At 58.0% G+C, this 15,524-nt stretch carries 14 protein-coding genes; 10 read left to right on the forward strand and 4 right to left on the reverse strand.

All coding sequences use genetic code 11. The features are described from left to right. Positions 1–17 precede the first annotated feature (17 nt). From ACWHRL_RS03900 to ACWHRL_RS03930, 7 genes are all read left to right on the forward strand, one after another. Positions 18–956 (forward strand): tripartite tricarboxylate transporter substrate binding protein, encoded by a 939-nt coding sequence (locus ACWHRL_RS03900; protein ID WP_447895310.1) that lies wholly within the window; start codon positions 18–20, stop codon positions 954–956. A gap of 89 nt (positions 957–1,045) precedes the next feature. Continuing rightward, entirely contained in the window at positions 1,046–1,579 is a 534-nt protein-coding gene (locus ACWHRL_RS03905; RefSeq protein ID WP_447895311.1) for a tripartite tricarboxylate transporter TctB family protein, read from the forward strand. Between the two features lie 37 nt (positions 1,580–1,616). After that, positions 1,617–3,131 carry a tripartite tricarboxylate transporter permease gene (locus tag ACWHRL_RS03910; RefSeq protein ID WP_447895312.1) on the forward strand — a complete coding sequence of 505 codons (1,515 nt, stop codon included), beginning with the start codon at positions 1,617–1,619 and terminating at the stop codon, positions 3,129–3,131. A 164-nt stretch (positions 3,132–3,295) separates the two neighbouring features. Beyond that, entirely contained in the window at positions 3,296–4,873 is a 1,578-nt protein-coding gene (locus tag ACWHRL_RS03915; RefSeq protein ID WP_447895313.1) for an aldehyde dehydrogenase (NADP(+)), read from the forward strand. A gap of 142 nt (positions 4,874–5,015) precedes the next feature. Beyond that, a complete protein-coding gene (gene yiaK, locus ACWHRL_RS03920) occupies positions 5,016–6,023 on the forward strand; it encodes a 3-dehydro-L-gulonate 2-dehydrogenase (RefSeq protein ID WP_447895314.1) in 1,008 nt (335 codons plus the stop codon). A 239-nt stretch (positions 6,024–6,262) separates the two neighbouring features. After that, the gene (locus ACWHRL_RS03925) at positions 6,263–7,021 is read left to right on the forward strand and encodes a FadR/GntR family transcriptional regulator (RefSeq protein WP_447895315.1); all 759 of its coding nucleotides are present in this window, start codon (positions 6,263–6,265) and stop codon (positions 7,019–7,021) included. 199 nt (positions 7,022–7,220) lie between these two features. Next, a complete protein-coding gene (locus ACWHRL_RS03930; protein WP_447895316.1) occupies positions 7,221–8,483 on the forward strand; it encodes a PQQ-dependent sugar dehydrogenase in 1,263 nt (420 codons plus the stop codon). A gap of 83 nt (positions 8,484–8,566) precedes the next feature. Here the strand turns inward: ACWHRL_RS03930 and ACWHRL_RS03935 are convergent, their stop codons facing one another. The 3 genes from ACWHRL_RS03935 to ACWHRL_RS03945 form a co-directional block, all read right to left on the reverse strand. Continuing rightward, positions 8,567–8,860, reverse strand: a complete 294-nt coding sequence (locus tag ACWHRL_RS03935; RefSeq protein WP_447895317.1) for a hypothetical protein — start codon at positions 8,858–8,860, stop codon at positions 8,567–8,569. Positions 8,861–9,036: 176 nt separating this feature from the next. Beyond that, a complete protein-coding gene (locus tag ACWHRL_RS03940) occupies positions 9,037–10,047 on the reverse strand; it encodes a phosphotransferase enzyme family protein (RefSeq protein WP_447895318.1) in 1,011 nt (336 codons plus the stop codon). A gap of 62 nt (positions 10,048–10,109) precedes the next feature. Then, positions 10,110–11,045 carry a cation diffusion facilitator family transporter gene (locus ACWHRL_RS03945; RefSeq protein ID WP_447896145.1) on the reverse strand — a complete coding sequence of 312 codons (936 nt, stop codon included), beginning with the start codon at positions 11,043–11,045 and terminating at the stop codon, positions 10,110–10,112. Positions 11,046–11,220: 175 nt separating this feature from the next. On the opposite strand from ACWHRL_RS03945, the gene ACWHRL_RS03950 reads away from it, so the two are divergent. Together ACWHRL_RS03950 and cobA are read left to right on the forward strand one after the other, a co-directional pair. Continuing rightward, on the forward strand, positions 11,221–12,066 hold the full coding sequence (locus tag ACWHRL_RS03950) for an alpha/beta fold hydrolase (protein ID WP_447527988.1): 846 nt from the start codon (positions 11,221–11,223) through the stop codon (positions 12,064–12,066). A 340-nt stretch (positions 12,067–12,406) separates the two neighbouring features. Beyond that, a complete protein-coding gene (gene cobA / locus ACWHRL_RS03955) occupies positions 12,407–13,303 on the forward strand; it encodes a uroporphyrinogen-III C-methyltransferase (RefSeq protein WP_447895319.1) in 897 nt (298 codons plus the stop codon). Here cobA and ACWHRL_RS03960 read toward each other — a convergent pair. Further along, entirely contained in the window at positions 13,268–14,515 is a 1,248-nt protein-coding gene (locus tag ACWHRL_RS03960; protein WP_447895320.1) for an MFS transporter, read from the reverse strand. The genes cobA and ACWHRL_RS03960 overlap by 36 nt on opposite strands. A gap of 141 nt (positions 14,516–14,656) precedes the next feature. Between ACWHRL_RS03960 and dkgB the strand changes: the two genes are divergently transcribed. Further along, entirely contained in the window at positions 14,657–15,469 is an 813-nt protein-coding gene (gene dkgB / locus ACWHRL_RS03965) for a 2,5-didehydrogluconate reductase DkgB (protein ID WP_447895321.1), read from the forward strand. Positions 15,470–15,524 lie beyond the last annotated feature (55 nt).

A 15,524-nucleotide genomic window follows, 5' to 3' on the forward strand; every position in this document is an offset into this window, starting at 1 on the left:
TGAGAGGTGCACTAATAATGAAAAAACTACTAAGCAATTTGACGCTCGCCATCGGGGTAGTTGCCGCAGGTCAGGCAATGGCGGATTACCCTACGAAAAATATCAGTATGATCGTTCCGTTCTCTGCCGGTGGCGGTAACGATACCTTCGTCCGTGCGCTTCAACCGCTGGTCGAAGAGCAGTTGGACGCCACCCTGGTCATTCGCAACATCGCCGGTGGCGGCGGCGCCGTGGGTATGTCCCGCGCCGTGGCCTCGCCGGCCGATGGCTACACGCTGCTGGCCGCCAGCAATGCCATGCTGACGCTTGAAGCGATGGGTAACGTCGCTTTTACCCACGATGATTTCGACTTCATTGCCAAGATCGTCGAAGAACCCTATTTGATTGCGGTGAGTAGCGAGAGTCCCTACCAGGATATCGAGAGTCTGGCCGAGGCCGCGGCGTCTGAGTCCATTCGTGTGGGCTCTTCCGGAGTGGGCTCTTCTGCCTATATTACCGCCAACGCCATCGCCAACCGTACCGAAGCTAACTTTAACCTGATTCCCTATCCCGGTGGCTCCGAAGCCATTTCTGCGGCCATGGGTGGCCATGTCGAGGCCGTTGTGTTGGGGGGTGCAGAGCTTCGCTCGGCGCTCGAGTCGGGTCGTTTGAACGCCCTGGCGACGACCTACGCCGAACGCAGCGATAACCTGCCGGACGTACCGACGTTTCAAGAGTCCGGGTACGACCTAACGCTTACCGTTTGGCGGGGTATCGTCGGTCCGAAAGGCCTGCCCGAAGAAGTGAAAGAGCAATGGGTGGCCGCCATTCAGCAAATCGTCGAAGACGGCTCTTACGAGCAAACGGCGAACAACCTGGGAACCGAGCTTGCACCACTCTACGGCGACGAGCTCGATGCTTTCATCGATGAGTCCGCCACGGTCATGCGCGAAGCAGCGGGTGATTTGGCAAATTAATCGTGGGAGAGGCACGCTGGCGGGCATCCCCTGCCAGCATGGATGTTTTCGGCACTACTGATCTAGCGTAAAAGCGACTGGGTAACATTATGGAACGTGACATTGGAAAGCCGCTATTTAATGTTTTTCTACTAATTGCTTCAGCCAGTGCGTTCGTCGCTGCCTCAGCGCTGCCTAATGTTGAAATACCCGGTGACCTTTCTGCCGCTTTTTTTCCAAAGCTTCTTTCTAGCCTCATTTTTATACTGGCCATCCCCTGTCTAATTAAAGACTTTCAGGAATGGAAGAACCAGGAAAGCAAGAGCCCGGAAAGCAATAGTAGAAGTGACGACAAAACATCATCGGCTTCGGGGCACGTACGTAGCATCGCCCAGTGGTCGTTTATCATCGTTTTGTTGATTGCCTATATTTTAGCGTTCGAGCGGCTTGGATATATTATTAGCACATCATTATTTACCTTTTTTTGTGTAATGGGGCTGGTACTGATTAGCGGTACCTGGGCGACGTTATCGACGGCGCAAAAAGGGGTATCGGTACTCTCTGCTGCGGTTTTTTCGGTAGTACTCGCAAGCGCCATCTTTTATGTGTTTACCGAACTGTTCCAAATTCCGCTCCCATCGTGACCGGACATTCTTACTTCTTGATATTTAGGAGGCTTGCATGATTTCCGGTTATCTCGATGGCTTGGGTATGGTGTTACAACTGAGTACCTTATTGGCGATTGCCGGTGGGACTCTATTGGGTATCATTATGGGGTCGCTGCCGGGTTTGACCTCGGCGATGGCGATTGCCCTGTTGCTACCCGTGACCTTTGGTATGCCCCCCGTTGCGGGGATTGGCATGCTGCTCGGCGCCCTTTGTGGTGCGGGCGCCAGTGGTTCTATACCCGCCATTTTGTTGAATATTCCGGGCACGCCTTCGTCGGTGGCCACCACCTTCGATGGTTTCCCCATGGCGCAGAAAGGCGAAGCAGGGCGCGCGCTTGGCCTGGCAATCGTGGCTTCTTTCTTTGGCGGCGTCGCCAGCATGGTGATACTGAGCCTGCTGGCGCCGCCCATTGCCGAATTTGCGCTGCGGTTTGGGCCGGCAGAGTACTTCTCGCTGAGTGTTTTCGGTCTGGTGATCATCGCCTCGGTGGCGGGTAAGTCGCTCATCAAGGGTTTGATCGCCGGCATTATCGGCTTTTTTATCGCTACTGTCGGAACCGACCCGATTACCGGGGTCAACCGCTTTACCTTCGATGAGCTCTCTCTTTTGACCGGGGTAAGCCTTTTGCCGGCCTTGATCGGGCTATTCGCGGTTTCTCAGGTCCTCAAGGATGCGTTTGAGTACGACCCTAACGAGCGCATCAAGGAGAGTGCTCACCGGGTCGACATCGCCCGCCCGCGTTTTATCGAAACGTTAAAAAACTGGAAGGCCGTGCTGGTCGGGGTCGCGTCTGGCTCGGTGGTCGGCCCCATACCCGGCGCTGGCGGTAGTATCGCGTCTCTGGTGGCCTACGATCAAACGCGGCGCTTTTCGAAATCCCCCGAGAAGTTTGGTACCGGTCACGCGCCGGGTATCGTGTCCGTCGAAAGCGCGAATAACGCTTTGCTGGGGGGCGCGCTAATTCCTACCCTGGCCTTGGGTATTCCCGGCGAGGCTGCCACTGCCGTGCTACTCGGCGGGCTCATGATTCAAGGTATTACGCCTGGACCCTTGCTCTTCGCTGATCAAAGCGGCACCGTTTACGGTATCTTTCTTGCCTATCTGGTGGCGAATGTCTTCATGCTTTTGATCATGTGTCTGGGCATTAAGTTATTTATTCGTGTTCTGACGGTGCCAAGAAAACAACTTTTATCCGCCATTCTAGTGTTTTGTTTTATCGGTGTTTATGGTGTCGATGGCGATGTCTTTAATCTCTATTTAATGCTCGGCTTCGGTGTCTTGGGTTATTTCCTAAATCGTTATAATTTTGGTACGGCGCCGGTCATTCTGGGGTTGATTCTCGGCCCTATTGCCGAAGCGAATTTGCGTCGCGGGCTTCAGTCGTTTCAGGGCGACTGGACCCCTTTTTTCACTCGACCAATTAGCGTAGCCTTTTTAGTAGTAGCCGTTGGTTTACTTGCTCTGACGTTATGGCAAAACTATCGTTCTAATCAGCGAAGCAACACTACCGAAGGCGATAATGTTTAATATTTATAAAGACATCTAACCGAGTATCGATCTACTAGATTACATACGAGGGGCATTGTTTTCGACTCGCCATTTTAAGGCGAAAGTGCTAGCTAAAGTTTGCAAGGGCTGCCTGGTTTAACTGCAAATAAACCAGGAACATTACTCTCATCGCAGGAGGCAAGATGAATTTAACAGGTGAAATGTTAATCGGACAGAAAGCCGTTAAAGGGTCTCGTGATCCTATTCAGGCTATCAATCCCGCAACAAACGAACGCCTGGAGCCTGGCTATGCAGGCGGCACCCAAGCGGAGGTAGATCAGGCATGCCAGCTTGCCTGGGACGCTTTTGACCAGTACCGGGAAACATCGCTTGAAGAGCGCGCTGCGTTTCTTGAAACCGTTGCCGACGAAATTGAAGCGCTAGGCGATGCGCTGATCGAGCGGGCCGTTGCCGAGTCGGGGCTACCTCAAGCGCGTATTCAGGGCGAGCGAGGCCGTACCTGCGGCCAGCTTCGCCTGTTCGCTAAAACCGTGCGTGCCGGCGAGTGGCTGGATGTACGGGTCGACTCGGCCATGCCTGACCGTGAACCCATGCCGCGTAGCGATCTGCGTCAGCGTCACATTGCGCTTGGCCCGGTGGTCGTATTTGGCGCCAGTAACTTCCCCTTGGCTTTCTCTGTGGCCGGTGGTGACACCGCCTCGGCACTTGCCGCAGGCTGCCCGGTCATCGTGAAAGCGCACGCTGCACACCCGGGCACCGGTGAGCTTGTCGGCCGAGCCATTCAGTCAGCCGTCAAGAAATGCGGTCTGCCTGAAGGTGTCTTCTCGCTACTGTTTGGTTCCGGTCGCGAAGTGGGAACCGCTCTGGTGAGCGATGCACGTATCAAGGCCGCTGGCTTCACTGGCTCGCGTAGCGGCGGTATCGCACTTTGGAAGGCGGCTCAGTCGCGTCCGGAACCCATTCCGTTCTATGCCGAAATGAGCTCGATCAACCCGGTGTTCCCGCTGCCAGAAGCCTTGAAAGCGCGCGGTGAAGAGATGGCTAAAGCGTTCGTTGGGTCGCTCAACATGGGCGCGGGCCAGTTCTGCACCAATCCGGGGCTTGTGATTGCGATTAAAGGACCAGAGCTTGACGCGTTTGTTCAGACGGCGGGCAACGCCGTCAAAGAGAGCGCGGCTCAGACCATGCTGACCCCGGGTATTTTCGAGGCCTACGAAAAGGGCGTCAAAAACCTGCAGGATAGTGGCAAGGCTCACGAAGTAGCGCGCGGACAAAAAGGCGATAGCCCCAACCAGTGCCAGGCCGGGTTGTTTACGACCAGCGCACAAGACTTCCTGGGTAGCGAAGCGTTGCAGGGGGAAGTGTTCGGTTCGACCTCTCTGGTCGTCGAATGTGCTGACACAGAGGAACTCAAACAGGTGGCCGAGCACCTGGAAGGGCAGCTTACCGTGACGCTGCAAATGGACGACGCCGACCTTGAGGCCGCGCGTAAACTTCTGCCCACGCTCGAGCGCAAAGCCGGCCGTATCTTGATCAATGGCTGGCCGACCGGTGTCGAGGTGTGCGATGCCATGGTGCATGGTGGCCCGTTCCCGGCGACGTCGGATTCTCGGACGACCTCGGTTGGAACGGCGGCTATTTACCGCTTCCTGCGTCCGGTGTGCTATCAGGATTTGCCGGATGCGCTGCTCCCCGAGGCGATCAGACAGAGCAATCCGCTGAGTTTGAACCGCCTGGTAGATGGCAAGCGCGAGCAGTAATCGGTTAGCGATCTTCGTGTAATCGTTTCAAAGGCCACCTTCGGGTGGCCTTTTTTAATTATAGCGACCAAGGAGGAATAGCTATGTAGATGTGTTAAAGCTAACGTAATAAATATATTATGTATTATGTTTTGAGGTGATCATGACTAGAGTGACGTTTGAAACCTTGCTGAACACGCTTGAAAACGTTTTTTTAAAAGCGGGTTTGAGCGAGGAGTGCGCAAAAACCTGCGCGCGTATCCATACCGAGAGCACCCAGGACGGTGTTCACTCCCATGGCATCGGCCGCGTGCCGCGTTTCGTCGAGTTCGTAGAACAGGGCTTTGTCGATATTACGGCCTCGCCCACTAACGTGCAGACCCTCGGGGCCATCGAAGTACTGGATGGCAACATGGGCATAGGTATCACTAACGCCTTGCACGCCACCGAACGGGCCATGGAGCTAGCTAAAGAGCACGGGATGGGGCTGGTGGCTTTGCGTAATACCACCCACTGGATGCGCGGCGGAAGCTACGGCTGGCACGCCGTCGAGCAGGGGTTTGCTGCGATCATGTGGACGAACACCGAATCGTGCATGCCTGCCTGGGGGGCGACGTCCCAATCCGTTGGAAACAATCCGCTCGTCATGGGTGTACCCTACGAAAAGGGGCCGCTGGTACTGGACATGGCGATGTCCCAGTTCTCTTATGGCAAGCTTCAAACGACGCAGTTAAAAGGCGAGCAACTGCCCGTCGATGGTGGCTTCGACGCCGACGGGGAGCTCAGCCGGGACCCGGCAGCCATTGCGGCCACGCGCCGCTTATTGCCAACCGGGTATTGGAAAGGCTCGGGGTTGGCCATCCTGCTCGATGCGTTAGCCTCTTTGTTGGCCCAGGGAAATCCGAGCCACGAAATCGATAAGGTCCAACGCGGCAGCGGTGGCGGTAGTTGCCAAATATTCATGGTGTTCGATCCTCGCCAGTTGGGAGGCAAGGCCTCCTGTGATGCGATTGTCGAGGGGATCCAGGCTCATTTGAAAGCAGCGGTGCCAGCAGAACAAGGCCACACCGCGCGGTGGCCCGGAGAATCGACGTTTCATAATCGCAATGCAAAAGAACTTATTAATATCGACGATCAGTTATGGCAGTCGGTTATTGAACTTGCAGGTTAGCGTTATAAAGATAGATGTTTAATTTTTCGAGTTAATATTTAACAGTTTTTTGATTTTTTAATAAAAGTTAAAAACTATATAGATATGACTCATTCGCACCCGGAAAAGGGGATTGCCGGGATCAGGGTTTAAGCCCAAGTGGGAACGGGTGGTAGGATGATATGCGATTATAAATTAGTGCCTGTTTATCGAACACTTATGAAAATGGCGCGATACATTTTATTGAATGCAAACAAAGGATGTCGGGCATGGCCACGCAAACGCCTCTAACAACGCCATTTAAAGTCAACAAGGTTCCTCAACAGGGTAGTTTATCCGTACACGTGGCGGAGCAGCTTGAAACGTTGATTGTGCAGGGCAAAGTAGCTGTAGGAGATAAACTGCCCACCGAAAACAGTCTTTGCGAGTCCTTTGGCGTGAGCCGCACCGTTATTCGGGAAGCCATTACGCATCTCAAGTCACTGGGTTTGGTCGAAACACGCCGTGGTGTGGGCACGACCATTTTGCGTACCTCGAAAGTGGAGGCGCGCCCGGCAGAGCGCATTAAACCTACGACGGTCGAGGATATTTTACACCTTTTAGAACTACGTTTGACGCTGGAGCCTGCCGCGGCAGAGCTTGCCGCTTTACGCCACGATGAACAGGATAAAGCGACGCTGGAGTCTCAGCACCAAGGGTTTATCAAGGCATATACGGCGAATGCTCAGGCCCGGGAAGAGGACTATCTTTTTCATTTTACGATTGCCAAGGCAACCAAGAATCCGTTTTTCGAGTCGTTCTATGAGCAGTGGAGCCAAAGTGTGATTCCCCGCGCCAAGCTCATGAGTAGGGATATCAATCCGGTGTCTTCTCAGCGCTACCTGGAGCAGGTACAAAAAGAGCACGCGCGCATACTCGAAGCCATCTTGGCGCGCGATGGTAACGCCGCGAAAAAAGCCATGCAGCAGCACCTCATGCGCGCGCGGGATACCTACGCGCAGTACCGCGACCAGGGATAGTAGCGCCCTTCATGGCGCCTCGCGCCGGGCCAAAGCGTAAGCGCTAACATCGACGCTGTTTTCTCATCCGGCGATCCGCGGGCCTTTTTTGCTTCACCTTTATTAGCAAAGCGCTATTTGTGGGCTTTGCAAAGCTTCCCTACGCTAAAAATATATCGTCTCAGTTAATCCACGTTAATCTTTTCTAAAGGAGTAGATCATGACGAGCCAAAAGGTACTCAAAATGCCCTTGAAGCCGGCGCCGCTTCGGTGGGGGGTGGGCGCGGCATTTTTAGCGATGGCGGCCGGGGCGCAGGCCGAGGCCAGCGTGTTGGAAGAGAGCGTGGCGACGGACGTGGAAAGCGAGGAAACCACGTTCGACGTCACGCGCGTCGTTGGCGGGCTGGAGCACCCCTGGGGCGTGGCCTGGTTGCCGGACGGGCGCATGCTGATCACCGAGCGCCCGGGGCGGCTTCGACTGATCGATGGCGATAACGTGATCGAGCTCGACAACCTCCCTAAAACCGATGTGGAGGAGGACGAGGACTCCGCCGTCGAGGGCGGTAACCAGGGCGGGCTGTTGGATGTCGTGGTGCATCCGGACTACGCCGACAACGGCTGGGTCTACTTCACCTACTCAAGCCCTGGCGACCCCCGCGCCTTTAGCACCTACGAGCCGGGTTACGGGACCGGAACCGCGGTGGCGCGCGCACGAATCGACGCGGACAACGCTACGCTGACCGACCTGGAAACCCTTTACACCCAGGTACCGCGTACGCATCCTGGTGCTCACTATGGTTCGCGCATCGTCTTTCCCGGCGACGGCTCGATGATCTTCCCGATCGGCGACCGTAACGTTCAAAACCTGCCCCAGGATCTGACCAACCCCGGTGGCAAGATGATTCGCCTAAATGAAGACGGTGGCGCTCATTCAGACAACCCCTTCATCGGCGTGGAACCCGGCAATCTGCGCCCGGAAATCTACTCTTACGGCCACCGCAATAACCAGGGGCTGGCGCTTCACCCGGACACCAACGAAGTATGGGCGGTGGATCACGGCCCCAACGGCGGCGACCGCCTCTACCGGGTAGACGAAGGCGCGAACTACGGCTGGCCGATGATCGCTCACGGTACCGAGTACACCACCGAAGAGCATATCGGCCTGGGACGTGAGGCGCCCGGCGTGACGCCCGCGAACCATATCTGGGAAGACTCCATGGCGCCGTCGGGGCTGACGTTCTACACCGGTGACGTTGCCGAGTGGCAGAACAATATGTTTGCGGGCTCCTTGAACCGCGAGCAGCTCCATCGCCTGGTGCTGGATGACGACAACCAGATCGTGCACGAAGAGATGCTGCTGGCCGACACGCTGGGTCGCATCCGCGACGTCCGCCAGGGCCCGGACGGCATGCTTTACGTGCTCACCGACGAAGAGGACGGCGGCCTTTACCGTATCGAGCCGCAAAACGCCTCTAGCGAGTAATCGCCGGCGCAAGATGAATACCCTATCGGGCACCTTCGGGTGCCCGATTTCATTGAAAGGCGCGGATGAATTTTAAAACGCTTTCATCCTGCATATAAGCGACATTCAATCGCTTCGCTTTCTTCAACGGGCGGCTTTGCCCATCCGAACATCCCGCCTGTCGGCGGGGTGAAGACTTCCCAGCCGTTATGATAGAGCGTGACCAGTATGGCGCCCATATGGCGTGCGAGCCGCATGAACAGCGCTTGCAACTGCTCGAGATCCGGCCCGTCGGCCAAGTGTGGCACGCCGATGAGACGCACGCCGTGCATATGTAAAAGGCCAAAGAGGTTGTAGTAATCAAAGAACTCCGCGAACACCGTATCGCCGGGTTTCACCAACAGCTTCAGCAGAAGACCCAGCGCGTGGCTTTCGCTGGCGGGCTGTTTGAGTGTGTTCTATCTGCTGCTCCATCAGGCACGGCGCCTTGCCTGATAGGCTGCGCGAACGAGCCGACGATGGTCAGGCTTTTTCGGGAGGGCGTGCCTCGATGTTGGCTCGTAGTCGGATTATTTCAACCAATGTGTAAGCGCGGCGCCAGGTTCGAGATGCCTGAATACGTTCGCGCCAAGGCGGCGGTGCCTTGAATGAAACCGTCGCTCAGTGCTTTCGCAGTGGGGCTTTCGGCGTGGCTGACGAGCCAGGCACTCAGCATGATGCGCCGAATCATAATAAACGTATCGAGCGTTGCCTCGTCGTGCTCGTCGAAGGCGGCAACACGTCGATAACCGCGAAGCCACGCCTTGCGCAGCCGAGGGACGAGCGGGTCGAGCTCGAAAAAGCTGATGGCAGCGGCGAAATCGAACGCGTACCAGCAAAAACCACTGTCGTCGAAATCGATGACCGATAGCCGCTCGGCGTTCACCAGCAGGTTGGCCGGGCGCAGGTCGGCGTGTATCAATCCGTAGCGCCGCTCGTCGCTGCCGTACGCGCTAATGAACCGGTAAATCCGCGCGATGGCCCGTTCGATCGCGCGTTTATCCGGCGCCGTGATACCTGGGGCTTGTCGCCAGTCGCCCCAGAGGGCGTTCGGCCCGATCATCGTTTCCAGGTCCCACCGTTTGCGAACGAACCACGTCGGTGGCTGCCAGGCTTTGCTGTGCTCGTGAAGTGAAGCGGTGATCGCCCCCAGCTTTTCGAACCCGTCGGGCAGCTCTTGGCCCCAGTTCGGGGCTTCCCCTTCGATATACTCGAACGCTACGGCGTAAAAGCAGCGGCCGTCGAGCCGGAGTTTAAGGACCGGGCTGTCTGTGAGGGTAGGCAGCGGTGACGGTATTTCGACTCGGCGGGCCCGGCGTAGGTCGTCGAGCCAGGCAAGCTCCGATTCGATCTCTCGCCTTGAGTGATAATGCGGGCGATGTACGCGAAGCGTGTACGTCTGTCCGGTAGCGGGGCTCGTCGTCAAAAAGGTGGCGTTTTCCGAGGTAGTGAGAAGCTTGACGTGCGAATCGGCGGGCAACTGCCAGCAGGGTAGTGCCTGGGTGAGTCGTTCCTGAAGACCGGCCAGCAGGGCCTGGGTGTACATGGCAAAGCTCTCGTTGGCGTTTTAGGGTAGCAATGTTCGCTTTGCAAACCACGAGGGGGAGCTCAATTGATCTGGCGCACCAGTAGCCCGCTGGTCGGCGCCGCCCAGCGCGTGTCGACGGTAAACACGACGTCGCACACCACCGGCGAGTAGTGGCAGCGGACCTGCTCGTCGACTCGGTCACGAAGGGCGTCCTGGGTGGTCAGCGACATCGACGCCTGATCGTCGGGCAGCACGACGTGAACCATCACGTACAAAAGCCGACCAGGGCGGACGATGCGAACCCGCACCTCCAGCGCATCGATGCTTTCGAGCCCCCGCGCCACGGCCTCGCGAACTGGTGCCGCCACCGCTTCCGTGGGGGCCTTGTTGACCAGCTCGCCCAACGCCTGGCTCGCCATACGGATGGGCACGCCCAGACAAAGCACCACGACCGCGATCACCAGAATCGAGTCGACATAGGGCAGAACGCGCTCGAACCCCAGCTTATCGAACAGTACCACTAGGCAAAACGCGGTGAGTACCGCCGCCGAGATAATACTGTTCACCACCCAGTTGAGCTTGTCCGCGGCTACCAGGGGGCTGACCACGTGGCGCTCGCTTTTATGCATCACCCAAGCGGTCAGCGAGCAGGCCAGAGTCGCAAAGCTTGCGTACACGACTGCGATACCCGCGGATATTTCGCGGCCCCCGGTCAAAAGCGCGGCAATCGCGTCGACCAGCGCAAAGATTGAGACCCCAAAAATCAGTAGCCCCTTACAGAGATTGACCACCGACTCGAAGTAGCTATAGCCGAACGGATAGGCGTCGCTGTCCGGCTGGCTCGCCATCTTGCTCACCTTGATGGTGACCAGCGCCACGACGAAATAGATCATGTTGAAAAGGCCATCCAGCAATATGGCTTGGGAGTTGGAAGCAAGCGTGGCCGCGATGCCCACGACACCGATCAAAAGCGCCATGAATGCGGAAAAAGCCAATGTACCGGACTCGGTCTTCACCAATACTTGCTCCTAAAGTGGTGGACAACGCGGCTCAGCATAGCAATTTTCTGGCGTGCCTTCGCCCAAAGCTGGCACCCACTTGGCCCGGCAAGCATTTGGTAAGCCGTGAAGAGTTGTACTAGCCTTTCATGACACGCTGTTATCACGTTCAACCAATTTGGAGGGTGAAACGATGCCGCTGCTCAATGCAGGAACCGAGCAAGGAACACCGGTCGAGCTTTACTACGAGGTCCACGGGGCGGGTAAGCCCGTGGTGCTGATTCATGGCTGGCCGCTCAGCGGGCGCGCCTGGGAGCCGCAGGTGCCGGCGCTGGTCGAGGCGGGCTATAAGGTCATCACCTACGATCGCCGGGGCTTCGGTAAATCCACCCAGGCCGACGGCGGCTACGATTACGACACCCTGGCGGCGGATCTTAAAAAGCTGCTCGACGCTCTCGACGTTCATGACGCAACGCTGGTTGGTTTTTCCATGGGTGGCGGCGAGGTAGCCCGCTATATCGCAAGCTACGGCACCGATCGAGTCAGTAAGGCGGTGCTGGCGGCAGCGGTGCCCCCATATCTTTACAAGGCTGATGACAACCCGGACGGCGGGCTGGACGATGCCACCATCAACCAGTTCCTGGACGGCATTCGGGGCGATCGCCTCGCGTTTTTGGAGGATTTCACCAAAAACTTCTTCGCCGCCGGCGACAAGACCGATCTGATCAGCGAGCCCAATCGCCAGTACCACCGCGACATTGCGGCGTTCGCCTCGCCCAAGGCGACGTTCGATTGCGTCAAGGCCTTCAGCTACACCGACTTTCGCGACGATCTGCCCAAAATGAAGCTGCCGACGCTGGTGCTGCACGGCGACGCCGACGGTATCGTACCGGTCGAGGTCAGCGGCAAGCGGGCCAGTGAAACGCTGCCCCATTCGAAGTTCGAGACTATTAGCGGCGGGCCCCACGGCCTCAACGTCACCCATGCTGAGGCGTTCAATAAGGCCCTGATCGCGTTTTTGGATAGCGACGAAGGCTAGAGCTCGGGGCAAGCTCGAAGCGCCAAGAAAACGCCAATCCTTTTATAGCGCCGCCGCTTTGTATCAAGAGGCGGCGATTTTTTGCGTTTAGGCCCAGGCATCGTTTAGGCCGGGAGGCCTCGCCACGCTCGAAAGCGAAGATCGCGCGGCGCGGCGGGTGTGTATAATGATTGCCTGAAGTGGCGGCTGCCGGGCGTCCCGCCGAACGGGTTTTCCGGTGTTTGCAGCCTGCCCCCGTTAAGTCTCAGCAGGCCATCAGAGGGTACGCAGCGGCCATGAACGCATCGACACGCTCGGTGCCTGTCTGAACTTGAATCGATTCTTGAAAAGGAGCGGGGCCATGCGCGTCCTAAGCAAACACCGGTTACAAAAATGGCCTGAGGCGCTAATGCGCGTCAGCCGACAGGTGTGGTCCTGCGTGACGCCCCGCAAGGAGCATCTGTGTTTACCTACCCGTGGCGAGTGCGAGAAGGGCACGGTTTACCTGGTGGGCGCGGGCAGCGGCGATGTCGAGCTTCTAACGCTGAAAGCCGCCAGGCTTTTGATGCAGGCCGACGCCGTGGTTTATGACCGGTTAGTGGACGATGAGGTGCTGGCCCTTATACACGCCGGCGCCGAGCGCTATTACGTGGGCAAGAGCCGCGGCCATCACAGCGTGCCCCAAGCCGAGATCGGCGCGCAGCTGGTCACACTTGCCCGGGCGGGCAAGTCGGTCGTGCGTTTGAAAGGCGGTGACCCGGGCATTTTTGGGCGCATGGGCGAAGAGCTTTTTTCACTGGCCGAGGCGGATATCAAGGCCCGCATTGTGCCTGGTATTACCGCCGCCTCGGCGGCGGCGGCCAGCATGGGTATTCCGCTGACCGACCGCGGCCACGCCCAGCAGCTTCGTTTCATTACCGCCCAGCTCTGCCGTGAAGGCGGCGCGCCGGACTGGCAGGCACTTGCGCGCCAGGACGAAACCCTGGTGTTCTACATGGGGCTTTCAAAGGTCGAGGCGATTTGTCAGAGCTTACGCCAGGCAGGCCTGCCGGACGATTGGCCGATCATGCTGGTGGCCAACGCCAGCCAGCCCGAGCAGCAAGCGCTCGTCGGCACGCTCGAGGATATGCCCGTGCGCCTGGCGTCGCACCCGCTGCCGTCGCCCTGTTTGATCGTGGTAGGCAGTGTAGTCAGCATGGTGGCGCAAAGCCCCGCGGCGCACTCAGCGGGCATCGTCGAAACGATCCACCCGGCGTAGCGTGGGAAAGAGCTTCATCCATGCGCCGACCACGGCCAGTGTGCCCACGCCGCCGATTACCGCCGCTGGCACCACGCCAAGGCCTGCGGCCATGCTCCCCGCACGAAACTCCCCAAGCTCGTTGCTCGAGCCGATAAACAGCATATTGACCGCGTTTACCCGGCCGCGCATCTCATCCGGCGTGGCCAGCTGAATCAGCGTCGTGCGCACGTAAACGCTGATCATGTCCGCCGCCCCCGCCACCAGCATGGCGGCCATCGATACCCAAAAAAGCGTCGAGAAGGCGAATACCAGGTTCGCCACCCCAAAGACCGCCACCGCGGCAAACATCACGTGCCCGGCGCGGCGGGTAATGCCCCGCACGCCCAGATAAAGCCCCATCAATAGCGCGCCAATGGCGATGGCGCTTCTCAATGCGCCAAGGCCTTCGGCGCCCACGTGCAGCACCTCCTGGGCGTAAATGGGCAATAGCGCTACCACGCCGCCCAATAACACGGCGAAAAGGTCCAGCGAAATGGCCCCCAAAATGATCGGCTGATGGCGGATGTAGGCAATGCCTGCCGAGAAGCGCTTCCAGGCGGTACTTTCGAGCACCTTCACTTTCTCGACGTAGCGCACCGGCACCCGCAGCAGAAAACCGAGTGCGACGATAAAGCAACCCAGGCACACCGCGTAGGCAAGCTCTCCGCCGCCTACGCTATAAAGCATCCCGCCCAGCAGCGGCCCGCTGATGACCGCGACCTTCATGATCGAGCTATTTAGCGCAATGGCCTGGGCAAGCTGGGCACGCGGCACGATATTGGGTAAAAGGCTTTGCAGGGTCGGGCCGGTAAACGCCCGGGCGCAGCCAAAAAGCGCCAGCACCAAATAGATTTCCGTAATGCTTTCATGGGCCGCCTGGGCGAGTACCCATAAAAGCGCACTGCAAAGCCCCTGTACCGCCCAACTCAGCAGGAGTATACGCTTGCGCGAGAAACGGTCGACCACATCGCCTGCGGGCAACAGCAACACGACCATGGGCAGAAACTGGGCCAGCCCCACGTAGGCCAGCGACATTGCATCGCGGGTAATGTCGTACACCTGCCAAGCCACCACGATCGCCTGGATCTGCATGGCGAAGACCGCGGCTAGCCGCGCGAGTAAAAAGCTCAAAAAACCGGGCTGACGGTAAATCGGCGGCGTACAGGGCGTATCAATGGCGTTATGGGGCATGGCGGACTTATTAGCAGGCAAAGAAAAGAGTGTAGCGCATTGCCTTGAGTGGTTGAACTTGGCTGCCGTGTGCCCCATATCGCTACTTAAGTCTTAACGACACCGCACATGCAAGTGCTTAACGCAAAAAGGATGATACCCATGGCTACGAACACCCTGCCCAATCCCGGTTTCGGCACCTTCCGCTTGGAAGGGGAGACGCTTAAAGAGAGCATCAACGCCGCGCTGGAGGCGGGCTATCGGCACATCGATACGGCCCAGTTTTACGGCAACGAGGAGACCGTCGGCGAGGTACTTCGCGATAGCAGCGTGGCTCGCGGCGATATCTTCCTGACCACCAAGGTCTGGTACGACCGCCTCGAGCCGGATGCGCTCAAGCAGAGCGTGGACGAGTCCCTGAAAAAGCTCAAGACCGAGTACGTGGACCTTTTGCTGATTCACTGGCCCTCGCCCAACGACGAAGTGCCCATGGCGGACTACCTGGCCGCGCTAAAAGAGGTCAAGGCGGAAGGCAAGGCGCGCCATATCGGCGTTTCCAACTTCACCATCGCCCAGCTCGACGAGGCAGTGGGCATTCTCGGTAAGGGCGAGATCCTCACCAACCAAATCGAAGTGCATCCGTTCTTGCAAAACCGCAAGCTTGCCGAACACTGCGAGTCACTGGGCATCGAGGTCACCGCGTTCATGCCGCTGGCGGTGGGCAAGGTGATGGAGGATGCGGTACTCAAGCAGATCGCCGGCGTCCACGGCCTCACCCCGGCGGACATCACCATGGCTTGGCTCAAGGGCCGCGGCATCGTCACCATTCCGTCCTCCACCAAGGCGCGTAATATCGAGAGCAACATCAAGGCCTTCGAGCTCACCTTGACCGAGGCCGAAATGGCGGATATCGCGACCCTCGACCGCGGTGAACGCATTGCCAACCCGGACATGGCGCCGGCCTGGGATGAGTAAACTCGTATAACGGGCAGCAACCCCGGCGGGGTTGTTGGCCGCAATCGGCGCCTGC

This window comes from Vreelandella sp. GE22 (assembly GCF_968212445.1).